We start from the raw sequence: 16,436 nt of genomic DNA, 5'->3' as shown, positions 1-16,436 counted from the left end.
GATGAGTAACCATCACCAGGACAAGGCGAGCTTTCTTGAGCGCCTGATTTTCAACAACCGGCCTGCGGTGATTCTGATCTGCTTGCTGGTGAGCATTTTCCTGTTCTACCAAGCGACGCAAATCCGTCCTTCGACCAGCTTCGAAAAAATGATTCCGCTGAGCCATCCGTTCATTCAGAACATGATGGAGCACCGCAATGACCTGGCTAACCTGGGCAACACGGTACGTATTTCGGTAGAAGCCAAAGATGGCGACATCTTCACCAAGGAATACATGGAGACCCTGCGTCAGATCAACGACGAGGCCTTCTATATTCCTGGTGTTGACCGTTCTGGTCTGAAGTCGCTGTGGACGCCGAGCGTGCGCTGGACCGAAGTGACCGAGGAAGGCTTTGCCGGCGGTGAGGTGATTCCGCAAACCTACGATGGCAGCCCGGAAAGCATTGAGGAGTTGCGCAGCAACGTACTCAAGTCCGGTCAGGTCGGCCGTCTGGTGGCGAACAACTTCAAGTCCAGCATCGTCGATGTGCCACTGCTGGAGTCCTACCCGGACCCTAACGACCAGGGCAAGCTGATCAAGCTGGACTACCAGAAATTCTCCCACCAGCTGGAAGAGAAGATCCGCGAGAAGTACCAGGCACAGAACCCCAATGTGCAGATCCACATCATCGGTTTTGCCAAGAAGGTTGGTGATCTGATCGATGGTCTGGTGATGGTGGTGGGCTTCTTTGCCATCGCCCTGCTGATCACCTTTGTCCTGCTGTACTGGTTCAGCTGGTGTATCCGCAGTACCGTCGGCGTGCTGGTTACCACGCTGGTTGCTGTGGGCTGGCAGTTGGGCCTGATGAACCTGGTGGGTTTTGGCCTCGATCCGTATTCCATGCTGGTGCCATTCCTGATCTTTGCCATTGGTATTTCCCATGGCGTGCAGAAGATCAACGGTATTGCCCTGCAATCCAGCGGTGCTGAAAACTCGCTGATGGCGGCACGGCGCACTTTCCGCCAGCTGTTCCTGCCGGGGATGATCGCGATTCTGGCTGACGCCGTAGGCTTTATCACCCTGCTGATCATCGACATTGGTGTGATCCATGAGCTGGCTATCGGCGCATCGATCGGTGTGGCGGTCATCGTTTTCACCAACCTGATTCTGCTGCCGGTGGCGATTTCCTACCTGGGCATCAGCAAGAAGGCCATTGATCGCAGCAAGAAGGATGAGTCGGCCGAGAAGCCGATGTGGCGTCTGCTGTCCAACGTTGCTCACCCCAATGTGGCGCCGTTCATGGTGGTACTGGCGTTGGTGAGCGGTGTCAGCTGCTTCTTCTATCAGAAGGCCAACCTGCAGGTCGGTGACCTGGATCAGGGCGCACCTGAGTTGCGCCCGGATTCGCGTTACAACCAGGACAACGACTTCATCATCAAGAACTACTCGACCAGTTCGGATGTGCTGGTGGTCATGGTCAAGGCAGCACCTGAAGGCTGTTCGGCTTTCAAGACGCTGTCGGCCATGGACGAGCTGATGTGGAAGATGGAAAACACCAAAGGCGTGCAGTCGGCGGTTTCCATGGTCACGGTGTCACGCCAGATGATCAAGGGGATGAACGAAGGCAACCTGAAGTGGGAAACCCTGTCACGTAACCAGGACGTGCTGAACAACTCGATTGCCCGGGCTGATGGCCTGTACAACGCGGATTGCTCGGTCGCGCCGGTGCTGGTGTTCCTTGAGGATCACAAGGCCGAGACGCTCAAGCGTGCGGTGAGTGCGGTGCAGGAGTTCGCCAAGGTGAACAACCAGGATGATCTGGAGTTCCGTCTGGCCGCTGGTAACGCAGGGATCGAGGCGGCTACCAACGAAGTGATCTCGACGTCCGAGCTGACCATTCTGGTGCTGGTTTATATCTGGGTGGCGGTGATGTGCATGATCACCTTCCGCTCTGTACCGGCGACCATCTGCATCGTGTTGCCGCTGATCCTGACCTCGATTCTGGGTAACGCGCTGATGGCGTTCCTGGGGATCGGTATGAAGGTTGCGACGTTGCCGGTGATCGCGCTCGGTGTGGGCATTGGTGTGGACTACGGCATTTACATCTACAGCCGTCTGGAAAGCTTCCTGCGTGCTGGCCTGCCGTTGCAAGAGGCCTACTACCAGACGCTCAAGTCCACCGGTAAGGCGGTACTGTTCACCGGCCTGTGCCTGGCGATTGGCGTAGCGACCTGGATCTTCTCGGCTATCAAGTTCCAGGCCGACATGGGTCTGATGTTGACCTTCATGTTTATCGTCAACATGTTCGGTGCCTTGCTGCTGCTGCCGGCACTGGCGCGCTTCCTGATCAAACCAGAGAAGCTGGTTGGCAAGACAGGTGGTTCGCTGCTGGCGCACTAAGCGCAGGCGATGATCCGGGTGCCCTGGGCACCTGAGTCATGACTCAACAGAAACCCTCGGTGAAGCGATTCCCGAGGGTTTTCTGTTTCTAGCGATTGACTGTTTACGGGGGTAGCCCTGCGCTGCCGATTAAGCACGTGTGTGGGTTGCTTGGCTCTGCTGCGTCAGTCTGCTGGTGATGGGCACTGGCAGCTTACTGACAGGTGCCGATAAGGCAGCTGGGGCTGTTACTTGTGCTGCACAGCCGCGCAGCACAAGTGCCCTCACTAAATCTGGGAATGGTTTTAGCGTGGATAAAGCGGCGGCAGCGCGCTGGCTTCCTGGTTGGCGCTGGTTTCCAGGTCTTCTACTGCAGGCAGGCTGCGGATCGCCAGCCACAGGTTGCGGCCTTGCCAGTGCTGGCCGCTTTCGCTATACAGCGCGCCATTGAGGCCGTCGAGGGCGTCCGAGAGCGGGGTAAAGCGCGCCGCCATGTCGGCCAGGGTTTCCGGTTGCTGACGGGCCCAGGCATCCAGTGCATGGCGGGTGGCTTGCGAGTCGTTGGCCAGGCAGCTGCGTTTGAGGTCGTCGAGCAGGTTGCGCGGGCTTGGGCCGGCCTGCTGGCTGGGCAGTACGGCTGGCTGGCGGCGGGCGCGCCACCAGAGGACAAAGCCGAGCAGGGTGGTCAGGCTCAGTAATGCGGTGCTCAGTTGCCAGGGCCACAGCGCAGAGCCTGATACCGCGACGGGGACCACGCGTTCAGCCTCGACAGGCAGGGTTTCCATATTCGGGTTGGCCGCTACCTGCAGGTCGCGGGTGGGCAGGCTGCTGCGCTCGAGTTGATCGGTTCGGGTATTCCACCACAACACTTCAACGGCCGGTAAAACCAGCAAGCCTTCACGGTTGGCGACCAGTGCCTCGCGTTCTTCACGGCTGCCAACCAGGCCGTTTTCACCAACTTGGTTGGCCAGTTGCGGCTGGTCGGGATAGCGGCGCAGGCCGCTGACCTGGGTGGCTGGCAAGGGCGGCAGCTGGGCGCTGGCCAGGCCTTCGACCTTGAGCAGCAGGCTGCGGGTCAGCGAGTCGCCGACGCGGGCGCTGTCCGGCTGTGGGTTCCACACCTCGCTCAGGGTCACTGAGCGGGCGGGCAGCCAGGGCGCATTAGCCGGGTAGCTGGCTGGTTTGGCTTTGACCGTCAGGGGGATTTCCGGTGATTTGACCCGTACCACCTTGCCCGGTCGTGGACCGAACGGGTTGTAGGCCGTGCCGCTTGAACGGTCGACTGCGGTGGCGGTGAAGGTCTGTGCGGGGATTAGCAGTTCGCCGCTTTCCTGGGGAAAGATGGCGTAGCGCAGCTCGATCACGCCATGGCGCACACCATTGATGTCTTTTTCATAGGTGCGTGGTTCGCCGAGGGATTCAACACGGGCCTGGGGCATGTCCAGTTGGGTCAGGCTGCTGTCATCGTAGAGTGATACGGAATGGTAGATACGCAGGGTCAGCACAGTCTGTGCCTGCACATAGACGCTTTCCTGATCCAGGTTGGCGTCGATAAACACCGGAGCCAGGCGGTTGTCATCGGCATTGCTGCCCTGCTGGATGTGCAGGGTGATCGGCTCGCTGTGCAGCTGGCCGAGGCGCAGTGGCGGGATCACCACATAACCGCTGTGCTTGGGCTGCAAGGTAATGATCCAGCGGGTGCTAGCCTGGGCACCGGCATTGTTGCTGGTCAGGCGGTTGACCTGGCGGGTACCAAGCACCTCGAACAGCTCGTTGAGTGGCTGTAGGTCTGGTTTGCCGAACAGGGTGGGGTCATTCGATTCCAGGGTCAGTTCGACACTCTCACCGGCGTTCAGGCGGGTGCGATCGACGCTGGCGGTAAAGCTCTGCGCGCTGGCATGCAGGGCCAGCAGGCTGAGCAGAAGGGTACAGAGCAGTCGGCTCATTGCAGTTGTTCCTGGCGCTGTTGTTCCAGCCTGAATTTGCGCCGCAGCAGCTCGCCCGGGTCATCGGGGATCTGCCGTAGCCACTGTTCCAGCGCCTGGCGGCGTTCGCCGTCGAGGGCCGGTTCGACGCTGGCGAGCTGTTCTTCGCCGGGTTCGCCGTCATCATCCTGCGGTTGTGCGGGAGGCGTTTCGCGCTCTTCGCCTGAGTTGGGCTGCTCCGGTTGAGCGGGGGCTTCGCTCGGTTTGTTTTGCGTGGCCGCAGGTGGCTCAGGCTGTGGCTGGCCATTCTGTTCGGCCTGGCCACTTTGCGGCTGGGTGCTGGACTGATTCTGCTCGGTATTCTGTTCTTGCTGCGGATCAGTCTGTTGCTGTTGGTTCTGGCGCAGCAGTTCTTCGACCAATGCCTTGTTCTTTTGCGCCTGCTGCAGGTCGGGCTGCAACTCCAGGGCCTGGGTGTAGGCGTCCACGGCCGCTTCCAGCTCATTGCTGCGGGCCAGGGCGTTACCCCGGTTGTAGTGATCGCTGGCGCTTTCCCCCATGGCAAAGCGCTCGGCGGCGGCAGCGTAGTCGCCGGCCTGGTAGAGCGCCTGACCCTGCCAGCGTGGATCGCTGAAGCGCTGCGCCGCCGCTGCGGGTTGCTGCGCCTCAAGCAGGCGCTGGCCCTGCTGATCGGCACGCAGCCAGAGGTCTTCGAAACTGACGGCGTAACTATTCTGCGGCAGGCTCAGCAGCAACAGCGGCAGGCACAGCAGCCAGCCGCGCCGTGCTGCACAGGCCGCCAGCAGAAGCAGTGGCAGCAGTAGCCAATGGCTCTGGTCTGCCCAGGCCTGCAGACGGGTCAGCTCGCCATCATGGCGGACCTGCTGGGGGGCGCTTAGCAGGCCCAGGCTGCGCAGATCGCGCTCATCCAGGGTTGTCCCCTGGTAGTGGCCACCCAGGTCGCCGGCAAAGCGTTTGAGGCCGTTGCTGTCCAAGCGTGGCAGCAGGATCGCGCCTTGTGCATCCTTGAGGAATGAACCGTCTTCTTGAATGATCGGCGCCCCCTGAGTGGTGCCGATGCCGAGAATATGCAGGCGTTCGCCACGTCGTCCGAGCGCCTGGGTGATGGCCAGGCGTTCGGCCTCGTTGAGGCTGCTGGTCAGCAACAGCAGGCGGCCATTGCCCTGAGCGCCCTGTTCGAGCAGTTGCAGGGCCTTGACCACGGCGAGGTCGGCGCGTTTGCCGGGCTCCGGCATGATGCCAGGGCTGAGGGCGTCGAGCAGGTTGCGGCTGGTGGCCAGGTCATCGGACAGCGGCACCAGCGTGTGCGCGCTGCCGGCATACACCACGATGGCAGTTTGCGCATCCTGGCGTGCTTCCAGCAGATCGAGCAGTTTGCGCTTGGCTTGGGCCAGGCGATTGGGCGAAGCATCGCTGGCGAGCATCTCGGGCGTCAGTTCGAGCAGCACCACCAGCGGGTCGGCGGGTTTGGGGTTGTGTTGTTCAACGCGCTGCCAGCTCGGACCCAGCAGGGCCAGCAATGCCAGCAACCAGGCCAGGCCGAGGGCCAGCCAGGGCAGGCGACTGCTACGGCCGCGGCGACTGGTCAGCAGGGCCGCCTGGAAGGCCGCTGGCAGCAGCACTTGCCAGCGCCCTGTGCGTTTCTCCCGGTGCCAGAGTTGCCAGAGCAGCAGGCTCAGCAACGGCAGCAGCACGAGCCAGAAGGGACGTTGCCAGTGTGGCCAGAGGCTGGTCAGTTCGCTCATGAGGTTTGCCCCCTGCGTAAGGTCAGGCGAGTACGCCACTGCTGCGGCAGGCTTGGCCAGAGTGTGCGGCTGACCAGCAGCAGGCTGAGCAGCAGGGCCAGGCCCAGCGGCCAGGGATAGAGCGGCAAGGTGGGCCGCGCCAGGGTCGGTTTCTGCGCCACCGGCTCCAGACGGTCGAGGGTGGCTTCGATGGCCTGCAACTCTTGACTGTCACGGGCGCGGAAGTATTCACCACCGGTGGCCTCGGCAATCGCCCGCAGGCTCGGTTCGTCCAGGTCGATACCGGGGTTGAAGCCGAGCATGCCGAGCACGCCGCCTTGTTCCGGGTCGGCACCGATGCCAATCGGGTAGATGGTGATGCCTTCTTCGGCGGCCAGGCGCGCGGCGGTCAGCGGGTCGATTTCCCCACCATTGTTGGCGCCATCGGTAACCAGGACTAGCACGCGGCTTTTTGCCGGGCGTTCGCGCAGGCGCTTGACCGCCAGGCCGATGGCGTCGCCGATGGCGGTCTGCGGCCCGGCGATGTTCTTCTGCGCTTCATCCAGCCAGGTGTGCACGGTCTGCCGGTCGAAGGTCAGCGGCGATTGCAGATAAGCGCGGCTGCCGAACAGGATCAGGCCGACCCGGTCACCCTGGCGGCCGTCGATAAACTCGCCGAGCAGGTGTTTGACCAGGGTCAGGCGGCTGACTTCCTGGTCCTCCCAGAGCATGTCGGCGTAATCCATGGAGCCGGACACATCCACCGCCAGCAGCAGGTCGCGGCCGCTGGCCGGCAAGGGCAGCGGCTCACCCAGCCACTGTGGGCGGGCGCAGGCGAGCAACAGCAACAGCCAGATCAGGGCAAAGGGCGCTTGTTGTCGCAGGGCGGGCAGTCGCACCCGCGCACGGCGCCCGCTCAGGCCTTCGAGTTCCGCCAGGAAGCTGATTTTCAGCGCCGCCTCACCGCTGTCTGCCGGTGGCAGCCAGGCACGTAGCAACCAGGGCAGGGGCGCGAGCAGAAAGATCCACGCCCAGGCAAATTCAAACATGCTTGCGAATCCAGATCGACACCGCCTGGCTGAGCCCGGCGATGGCTTTGTCATCCAGGCTGCAATGCGGGCGGTAAGCACCTTCCACCAGAATCATCCAGCGCGTCAGGCCGGCCGCCGGACAACGGCTGTCGAGAAAGGCCAGCCAGGCGCGGCTGCTCAGGGTGTGGCTGTGGCTTTGCGGGTAGCGCTCGCGGCACAGGCGTTTGAGGATGGCGTTGAGTTGCTGCAGCCAGGGTCCCGCGTCGACGCCGTCATAGGGTTTGCTGAGGCGTTCGAGTTCGTTCAACGCAGCCTGGCGCAGCGGATCGAGGGGCGCATCGGCGGTTTGCGTGCTGGCTTTACGCGGCAGCCGTTGCAGCAACTTGAAGGTGCCCCACAGCAGCACGGGCAGGAGTAAAGCGAGCAACCACCAGCCCGGCGCCGGCGGCCACCAACTGATCGGTGTAGGGGCGATCAGCGGTTCGAGTTGGTCCAGCGGGTTCACAGGGCTTTCCTCGGTCGCTGGGCGTTCAGGTGTTCGCGCAGTTGCTCGATCATCTCGCTCTGGGTGTTCAGCGCCAGCAGCGGTACGCCGAGCTTCTGCGCCAGGCGCTGCCAGCGTGCCTGACGGGCATCGGCGAGGCTGCGGTAAGCCTGGCGCAGCTCTGCGTCCTGGGTGTCCAGCTCCAGCTGGGCGCCATGCTCGGTAAAACGCAGCAGGCCGGCATTGGGCAGGGCGTGGTCGAGTGGGTCGGACAGCGGTAGCAACAGTAAGTCGGTGTGCCGGGCAAGTAGCAGCAACTGCTGTTCGCTGCTGTCACTCAAGGTGCGTTCATCGCACAGAATCACCACCAGGCTGCCGGGCCGCAGCACTTCACGGGCGCGGCGCAGGGCCAGGCCGAAGCTGTCGCGGCTGCCCTGGCTGTCGCTGCTCAGGGCCTGGTTGGCCTTGGCCAGGCGGCTGAGCAGTTGCAGCAGGCTTTGTTTGCTGCGTCGTGGCTTGATTTCATGGTGTTCCAGGTCGCCAAAGACCAGGCCGCCGATGCGGTCGTTGTGGCCCAGCGCGGCCCACCCGATAAGGCTGGCGGCCTGGGCGGCGAGCACCGACTTGAACATCAGCCCGGAGCCGAAGAACAGCCGCTTGCTCTGCTCGACCATGATGTAGATCGGCCGCTCGCGCTCTTCATGGAACAGCTTGGTGTGCGGCTCCTGGGTGCGTGCAGTCACCCGCCAGTCGATGGTGCGCACGTCGTCGCCGGCCTGGTACACGCGCACCTGATCAAAGTCCACGCCGCGCCCACGCAGCTTGGAATGGTGCAGACCAATCAACGGGCTGCGCCGTGCCGGGGTGGAGAACAGCTGCACCTCACGCACACGGTGGCGCATCTCGATCAGTTCACCGAGGCTGACGCGAATACCGGGCTGCGCGGGCTGGTCGTGCATGGTGTTTAGGCGACCGCCACGACGTCGAGAATGCGCTGCACCACGCGGTCCTGGTCGATACCGGCGGCTTCTGCCTCGAACGACAGAATGATGCGATGCCGCAGCACATCGAACAGCACCGCCTGGATATCTTCCGGGCTGACAAAATCGCGTCCGGCCAGCCAGGCGTGCGCACGCGCGCAACGATCCAAAGCAATCGAGCCGCGCGGGCTGGCGCCATAGGCAATCCACTCGGCCAGTTCCGGGTCGAACTTGGCCGGGGTGCGCGAGGCCATCACCAGCTGCACCAGGTATTCCTCCACCGCGTCGGCCATGTACAGGCCGAGGATTTCCTGGCGTGCGGCAAAGATCGCCTGCTGACTGACCAGATGCTCGGGCTTGGTTTCGCCGTTGAGCGCTTCACCACGGGCCTGAGCGAGGATCTTGCGTTCCACACTGGCGTCGGGAAAGCCGATCTTCACGTGCATCAGAAAGCGGTCGAGCTGGGCTTCAGGCAGCGGGTAGGTGCCTTCCTGCTCGATCGGGTTCTGCGTGGCCATCACCAGAAACAGCGGCGACAGGTGATAAGTGCTGCGCCCGACACTGACCTGGCGTTCGGCCATGGCTTCGAGCAACGCCGATTGCACCTTGGCCGGGGCGCGGTTGATTTCATCAGCCAGCACCAGGTTGTGGAAGATCGGCCCCTGCTGGAATACGAAACTGCCGGTTTCCGGGCGATAGATCTCGGTACCGGTGATATCCGCCGGGAGCAGGTCGGGAGTGAACTGGATGCGGTGAAACTCGGCTTCGATGCCTTCCGCCAGCTCCTTGATGGCCTTGGTCTTGGCCAGGCCAGGGGCGCCTTCGACCAGCATGTGGCCATCGGCAAGCAAGGCAATCAGCAGCCTTTCGATGAGTTTTTCCTGGCCGAGGATCTGTGCTGAAAGAAAATGTCGCAGCGCGATAAGCGCTTCACGGTGTTCCATCGTTAAGCTCATCCGGCAAATGTGACCGGCGAGTCTCGAACCTCGCCAGAGTTAAGTGGCAGCCACTTTAATGCAATCGCTGCCTCCTAGACTAACGTTGAACAACAAGGTTGTGGCGAAGGTCCTTTCTCGCGACGGCCCCGATCAAGTCACCAGTCGAACAACAAGCCAAATGGAGCACACCATGGCGTTCTTTACGGCGGCCAGCAAAGCCGATTTTCAGCATCAACTGCAAACGGCCCTGGCGCAGCACGTCAGCGATCAGGTTCTGCCACAAGTAGCCCTCTTCGCCGAACAATTCTTCGGCATCATCGCTCTCGAAGAGCTGACCCAGCGGCGCCTTTCCGATCTGGTGGGCTGCACCTTGTCGTCCTGGCGGGTGCTGGAGCGTTTTGTCCCGGCCAAGCCCGAAGTGCGGGTGTTCAACCCCGATTACGAAAAACACGGCTGGCAATCGACCCACACCGCCGTGGAAATTCTGCACAGCGACATCCCATTTCTGGTCGACTCGGTGCGCATGGAGCTGAACCGTCGCGGTTACAGCATCCACACCTTGCAGAACAGCGTGTTCAGCGTGCGCCGTAACAAGGCCGGCGAGCTGCTGGAGATTCTGCCCAAGGGCGCGCAAGGCAAGGATGTGAAGCAGGAAGCGCTGATGTTCCTGGAGATCGACCGCTGCTCCAATGTCGGTGAGTTGAAAACCCTGGAAAAAGACCTGCACGAGGTGTTCAGCGATGTACGCCTGAGCGTGGCGGACTTCCAGCCGATGAAAGCCAAGGCCAAGGAACTGCTGGCCTGGTTGGACAAGGCCAAACTCAAGGTTGAAGGCGCGGAGCTGGAAGAGATCAAGGTGTTCATGAGCTGGCTGCTCGACGACCACTTCACCTTCCTCGGTTATGAAGAGTTCACCGTCGTTGACAGCGCCAATGGCGGCAACCTGGTGTACGACGAGAAATCCTTGCTGGGCCTGTCCAAACGTTTGCGCGCTGGGCTTAAGGCCGATGAGCTGCATATCGAGCCGGAGGCAGTGGCCTACCTGCGCGAGCCGCAGCTGCTGTCCTTCGCCAAGGCTGCGGTGCCGAGCCGGGTGCATCGCCCGGCCTACCCGGATCTGGTGTCGATCCGCGAGCTGGATGCCAAGGGCAAAGTGGTCAAGGAATGCCGCTTTATGGGCCTGTACACCTCGGCGGTGTATGCCGAGAGTGTGTGGAACATTCCGTTTATCCGCCGCAAGGTGGCGGTGATTAAGCAGCGTTCCGGTTTCGTCAGCAGCGCACACCTGGGTAAGGAGCTGGCTCAGGTACTGGAAGTGCTGCCGCGTGACGACCTGTTTCAGACCCCGGTGGACGAACTGTTCAACACCACCATGGCGATCGTGCAGATTCAGGAACGCAACAAGATTCGCGTATTCCTGCGCCGCGATCCGTATGGCCGTTTCTGCTACTGCCTGGCCTATGTGCCGCGCGATGTGTACTCCACCGAAACCCGTATGAAAATTCAGCAGGTGCTGATGGAGCGCCTGCAGGCTACCGATTGCGAGTTCTGGACCTTCTTCTCCGAGTCGGTGCTGGCGCGGGTGCAATTCATCCTCAAAGTCGACCCGTCGAAGCGGGTACAAATCGACCCGCTGCGTCTGGAGAAGGAAGTTATCCAGGCCTGCCGTTCGTGGAAGGACGATTACACCAGCCTGATCGTCGAAAGCCTTGGCGAAGCCCAGGGCACCGAAGTGCTCAGCGAATTCCCCGTCGGTTTCCCGGCCGGTTACCGCGAGCGTTTCGCCCCGCACTCGGCAGTGGTGGACATGCAGCACCTGCTCAGCCTCAACAGCCAGCGTCAGTTGGTGATGAGCTTCTATCAGCCGCTGACCCAGGGCGGTGAGCAGCAGCTGCATTGCAAGCTGTACCACGCCGATACGCCGCTGCCGCTGTCGGATGTGCTGCCGATTCTGGAAAACCTCGGCCTGCGTGTGCTGGGTGAGTTCCCTTACAAACTGCGCCGCGCCGATGGCCGCGAGTTCTGGATTCACGACTTTGCCTTTACCTATGCCGAAGGCCTGGATGTCGATATCCAGCAGCTTAACGACACCCTGCAGGATGCCTTCGTCAATATTGTCGGCGGGGCGGCGGAGAACGACGGCTTCAACCGTCTGGTGCTGATGGCCGCCATGCCGTGGCGTGATGTGGCGTTGCTGCGTGCCTACGCCCGTTACCTCAAGCAGATTCGCCTGGGCTTCGACCTCAGCTATATCGCCAGCACCCTGGTCAACCACGCCGATATCGCCAAGGAGCTGGTGCGCCTGTTCAAAACGCGCTTCTACCTGGCGCGCAAACTCGCCAACGATGACCTGGAAGACAAGCAGCAGAAGCTCGAACAAGCGATTCTCGCTGCGCTGGACAACGTGGCGGTGCTCAACGAAGACCGCATCCTGCGCCGCTACCTGGACCTGATCAAAGCCACCCTGCGCACCAACTTCTACCAGACCGATGCGGCCGGTCAGAACAAGGCCTACTTCAGCTTCAAGCTCAACCCACGAGCAATTCCGGAAATTCCACGGCCGACGCCGAAGTTTGAAATTTTCGTCTACTCACCGCGTGTCGAAGGTGTGCACCTGCGCTTCGGCGACGTGGCACGCGGCGGTCTGCGCTGGTCGGACCGCGAGGAAGACTTCCGCACCGAGGTGCTGGGCCTGGTCAAGGCGCAGCAGGTGAAGAACGCGGTCATCGTACCGATGGGGGCCAAGGGCGGCTTTATCCCACGACGCCTGCCAATTGGCGGCACCCGTGATGAGGTGTTGGCCGAAGGCATCGCCTGCTACCGGATTTTTATCAGTGGCCTGCTGGACATCACCGATAACTTGAAAGACGGCGCCGTGGTGCCGCCGCAAAACGTCGTGCGTCACGATGCCGATGACCCTTATCTGGTGGTGGCGGCCGACAAGGGCACCGCGACCTTCTCCGATATAGCCAACGGTATCGCCCAGGACTACGGCTTCTGGCTGGACGATGCGTTCGCCTCGGGCGGCTCCGCCGGCTACGACCACAAGGGCATGGGCATCACCGCCAAGGGCGGCTGGGTTTCGGTGCAGCGCCATTTCCGCGAGCGCGGCATCGACGTGCAGAAGGACAACGTCACCGTAATCGGTATCGGCGACATGGCCGGCGACGTGTTCGGCAACGGCCTGCTGCTGTCGCAAAGCCTGCAACTGGTCGCGGCCTTCAACCACATGCACATCTTTATTGACCCGAACCCGGATGCGGCGAAGAGCTTTGTCGAGCGTCAGCGCCTGTTCGACCTGCCACGCTCGAGTTGGGCCGACTATGACGCCAAGCTGATCTCGGCGGGCGGCGGGATTTTCCTGCGCAGCGCCAAGAGCATCGCCATCAGCCCGCAGATGAAAGAGCGCTTCGACATCAGCGCCGACAAGCTGGCACCGACCGAGTTGCTCAATGCGCTGCTCAAGGCACCGGTGGACCTGCTGTGGAACGGCGGTATCGGTACCTACGTCAAATCCAGCAAGGAAAGTCACGCCGATGTCGGCGACAAGGCCAACGACCTGCTGCGCGTGGATGGCCGCGAACTGCGCGCCAAGGTGGTGGGCGAGGGCGGTAACCTCGGCATGACTCAGCTGGGTCGCGTCGAGTACGGCCTCAATGGTGGCAAGAGCAACACCGACTTTATCGACAACGCCGGTGGTGTGGACTGCTCCGACCACGAAGTGAACATCAAGATCCTGCTCGGCGAAATCGTTGGTGCGGGCGACATGACCGGCAAGCAGCGCAACAAGCTGTTGGTGGAAATGACTGATGCAGTTGGCGGTCTGGTGCTGGGCAACAACTACAAGCAGACCCAGGCGTTGTCGCTGGCTGAACGCCGTGCCCGTGAGCGGGTCGGTGAATACAAGCGGCTGATGAGTGCCCTGGAAACGGCCGGCAAGCTGGACCGCGCGCTGGAGTTCCTGCCCACCGACGACGAGCTCAATGAGCGCGCCGCCAACGGCCTGGGTCTGACCCGTCCGGAGCTGTCGGTGCTGATTTCCTACAGCAAGATCGACCTCAAGGAGTCGCTGCTGAAATCCCTGGTGCCGGACGACGAGTACCTGGCGCGCGAGATGGAAACCGCCTTCCCGCCGCTGCTGGCGAAGAAGTTCTGTGAGCCGATGCGCCGTCATCGCCTCAAGCGCGAAATTGTCAGCACGCAGATTGCCAACGATCTGGTCAACCACATGGGCATCACCTTTGTGCAGCGCCTGAAGGAGTCCACCGGCATGAGCGCGGCGAATGTGGCTGGCGCCTATGTGATCGTGCGTGACCTGTTCCGCTTGCCGCATTGGTGGAAACAGATCGAGGCCCTGGACTACCAGGTACCGGCTGAGCTGCAACTGCAACTGATGGACGAGTTGATGCGTCTGGGGCGTCGGGCTACCCGCTGGTTCCTGCGCAGCCGTCGCAACGAACTGGATGCAGCCCGCGATGTGGCGCATTTCGCGCCGCGCATCGAGGCACTGATAGGTCGACTTGATGAGTTGCTTGAAGGCCCGGCCCGTGAACAATGGTTGGCGCGCTTCCAGGGCTATGTCGAAGCGGGCGTGCCGGAAGAACTGGCGCGTGTGGTGGCCGGAACCAGTCACCTGTACACGCTGCTGCCGATCATCGAAGCCGCGGATGTCACCGGCAAGGACGCCGGCGAGGTGGCCACCGCCTACTTTGCCACTGGTGGGGCGCTGGAGCTGTCCTGGTACTTGCAGCAGATCACCAGCCTGCCGGTGGAAAACAACTGGCAAGCGCTGGCCCGTGAAGCCTTCCGTGATGACCTGGACTGGCAGCAGCGCGCCATTACCGTCTCGGTATTGCAAATGGCCGAAGGGCCGGCGGATGTCGAAGAGCGGGTTGGGGTGTGGCTGGATCAGCACCGTCGCCTGGTAGACCGCTGGAAAGTCATGCTCGGTGAGCTGCGTGCGGCAACCACCACCGATTACGCCATGTACGCGGTGGCCAATCGGGAGTTGATGGACCTGGCGCAAAGCGCCTAAAGGAAACGGCGCAGGCCTGGCCTGCGCCACCCCTGCCCCAACAAAAAGCCCCGCGATAGCGGGGCTTTTTGTTGGGCGATGATTATGCGACGAATGCGGTTATCAATCGTCGAAATCCATCCAGCCGCCCATCTCCTTCCAGCGGTTGACGATGCCGCAGAACAGTTCAGCCGTCTTCTCGGTGTCGTAACGGGCCGAGTGCGCTTCCTTACCGTCGAAATCGATGCCGGCGGCTTGGCAGGCTTTGGCCAGTACGGTCTGGCCGTAAGCCAGACCCGCCAGGGTGGCGGTGTCGAAGCTGGAGAAGGGGTGGAACGGGTTGCGTTTGATACCGCAGCGCGCCACAGCCGCATTGAGGAAACCCAGGTCGAAGCTGCTGTTATGCCCGACCAGAATTGCTCGTTTGCAGCTGTTGGCTTTCAGCGACTTGCGCAGGCCCTTGAAGATCTCGCCGAGGGCATGTTCTTCACTCACCGCCATGCGCAATGGGTGATCAAGTTTGATACCGGTGAAGTCCAGCGCTGCCTGCTCGATATTCGCGCCTTCAAACGGCTCGATGCGGAAGAAGTGGGTGTGCTCCGGATAGAGAAAACCGCTTTCATCCATGCCGATGGTGGTGGCGGCAATTTCCAGCAGGGCGTCGGTGGCGCAGTTGAAGCCGCCGGTTTCCACGTCCACGACTACCGGCAGATAGCCACGAAAGCGCGCCGCCATCGGGTGGCGCGGGCCGGAGTGGCTGCTGCTCTCGAGTTCGTCGTCGTACAGGTCTTCGCTCACGCGTGGTTCTCCAGCAGACGCCAGCGCAGGGTTTCACCGGCGCGCAGGGGGATAACGGTTTGCTCGCCGAGCGGCAGGCTGGCCGGTGCGGTCCAGTCTTCACGCACCAGGGTGATGCGGTCGGTGTTGCGCGGCAGGCCGTAAAAATCCGGGCCATTAAGGCTGGCGAAGGCTTCCAGTTTATCCAGCGCATTACGCTGCTCGAAGGCTTCGGCATACAGCTCGATGGCCGCATAGGCGGTGTAGCAACCGGCGCAGCCGCAGGCGGCTTCCTTGGCATGCTTGGCGTGCGGCGCCGAGTCGGTGCCGAGGAAGAACTTGGCGTTGCCACTGGTGGCCGCATCCAGCAGGGCATCCTGGTGTGTGTTGCGCTTGAGGATCGGCAGGCAATAGAAGTGCGGGCGAATACCGCCGACCAGCATGTGGTTGCGGTTGTACAGCAGGTGGTGGGCGGTGATGGTCGCGCCGACGTTGGCCGACGCGCCTTGCACGAATTCCACCGCATCGCGGGTGGTGATGTGCTCGAACACCACTTTCAGGGTCGGGAAACGCTCGACCACCCGGCTCAGGTGCTCACCGATAAAGATCTTCTCACGATCGAATACGTCGATCTCGCTGCGCGTCACTTCGCCGTGTACCAGCAGCGGCAGGCCGACTTCGGCCATGGCTTCGAGCACCGGGAAGATTTTGTCGATGCTGGTCACGCCGGAGTCGGAGTTGGTGGTCGCGCCAGCCGGGTAGAGCTTAGCTGCATGCACAAAGCCCGAGGCTTTGGCGGTGCGCACATCGTCAGGCTGAGTCAGGTCAGTGAGATACAGCACCATCAACGGCTCGAAGCGGCTGCCGGCAGGGCGGGCGCTGAGAATGCGCTGGCGATAGGCGTCGGCTTCGCTGGCGTTGCGCACCGGCGGTACCAAATTGGGCATGATGATGGCGCGGCCAAAGGTGCGGGCTACATCGGCAACGGTATGCGGCAGCACACCGCCGTCACGCAGGTGGATGTGCCAGTCGTCGGGACGCAGCAGGGTAAGGCGGTCAGTCATGGAAGCTTCCAGGCGGGCAAAACGTGGCGGGAATGCTACCGGAAAAGGCCTTTGGCAGCACGTTGAAAGCAGGTGTGTCGGACAAACGCGGACGGATGCCCGCAGTCATCGCCTGACGG

The 16,436-nt window shown here is 62.1% G+C and carries 10 protein-coding genes; 2 read left to right on the top strand and 8 right to left on the bottom strand.

Translation table 11 applies throughout. The features are described 5' to 3' along the window. Position 1: 1 nt before the first annotated feature. Positions 2-2,380: an efflux RND transporter permease subunit gene (locus IOD17_RS16240; protein ID WP_233686082.1), complete on the top strand. Its 2,379-nt coding sequence runs from the start codon at positions 2-4 to the stop codon at positions 2,378-2,380. A gap of 284 nt (positions 2,381-2,664) precedes the next feature. Here the strand turns inward: IOD17_RS16240 and IOD17_RS16235 are convergent, their stop codons facing one another. From IOD17_RS16235 to IOD17_RS16210, 6 genes are read right to left on the bottom strand one after another with little or no spacing between them, the layout of a single operon-like run. Further along, positions 2,665-4,305 carry a BatD family protein gene (locus IOD17_RS16235; protein WP_233686081.1) on the bottom strand — a complete coding sequence of 547 codons (1,641 nt, stop codon included), beginning with the start codon at positions 4,303-4,305 and terminating at the stop codon, positions 2,665-2,667. Then, on the bottom strand, positions 4,302-6,050 hold the full coding sequence (locus IOD17_RS16230; RefSeq protein WP_418904281.1) for a VWA domain-containing protein: 1,749 nt from the start codon (positions 6,048-6,050) through the stop codon (positions 4,302-4,304). Before IOD17_RS16230 ends, IOD17_RS16235 begins: the two co-directional genes overlap by 4 nt. After that, complete coding sequence (locus IOD17_RS16225) at positions 6,047-7,078, bottom strand: vWA domain-containing protein (protein WP_233686080.1); 1,032 nt, start codon at positions 7,076-7,078, stop codon at positions 6,047-6,049. Before IOD17_RS16225 ends, IOD17_RS16230 begins: the two co-directional genes overlap by 4 nt. Continuing rightward, positions 7,071-7,565, bottom strand: a complete 495-nt coding sequence (locus IOD17_RS16220; protein ID WP_233686079.1) for a DUF4381 domain-containing protein — start codon at positions 7,563-7,565, stop codon at positions 7,071-7,073. The genes IOD17_RS16225 and IOD17_RS16220 overlap by 8 nt, the downstream gene beginning before the upstream one ends. Then, positions 7,562-8,503 carry a DUF58 domain-containing protein gene (locus IOD17_RS16215; protein WP_233686078.1) on the bottom strand — a complete coding sequence of 314 codons (942 nt, stop codon included), beginning with the start codon at positions 8,501-8,503 and terminating at the stop codon, positions 7,562-7,564. The genes IOD17_RS16220 and IOD17_RS16215 overlap by 4 nt, the downstream gene beginning before the upstream one ends. A 5-nt stretch (positions 8,504-8,508) precedes the next feature. Continuing rightward, positions 8,509-9,468 (bottom strand): AAA family ATPase, encoded by a 960-nt coding sequence (locus IOD17_RS16210; protein ID WP_233686077.1) that lies wholly within the window; start codon positions 9,466-9,468, stop codon positions 8,509-8,511. Positions 9,469-9,652: 184 nt separating this feature from the next. On the opposite strand from IOD17_RS16210, the gene IOD17_RS16205 reads away from it, so the two are divergent. Beyond that, the gene (locus tag IOD17_RS16205) at positions 9,653-14,497 is read left to right on the top strand and encodes an NAD-glutamate dehydrogenase (RefSeq protein ID WP_233686076.1); all 4,845 of its coding nucleotides are present in this window, start codon (positions 9,653-9,655) and stop codon (positions 14,495-14,497) included. 102 nt (positions 14,498-14,599) lie between these two features. On the opposite strand, the gene rnt is transcribed toward IOD17_RS16205, so the two are convergent. Beyond that, positions 14,600-15,274 (bottom strand): ribonuclease T, encoded by a 675-nt coding sequence (gene rnt, locus IOD17_RS16200; protein WP_233686075.1) that lies wholly within the window; start codon positions 15,272-15,274, stop codon positions 14,600-14,602. Next, positions 15,271-16,317 (bottom strand): dihydroorotase, encoded by a 1,047-nt coding sequence (gene pyrC / locus IOD17_RS16195; RefSeq protein WP_233686074.1) that lies wholly within the window; start codon positions 16,315-16,317, stop codon positions 15,271-15,273. Before pyrC ends, rnt begins: the two co-directional genes overlap by 4 nt. Positions 16,318-16,436: the final 119 nt, after the last annotated feature.

The sequence above is a fragment of the Pseudomonas anguilliseptica genome, from assembly GCF_021375795.1.
In the GTDB taxonomy this organism is placed as follows: Bacteria; Pseudomonadota; Gammaproteobacteria; order Pseudomonadales; family Pseudomonadaceae; genus Aquipseudomonas; species Aquipseudomonas anguilliseptica_A.
This window is presented reverse-complemented; position numbering and strand designations above follow the sequence as displayed.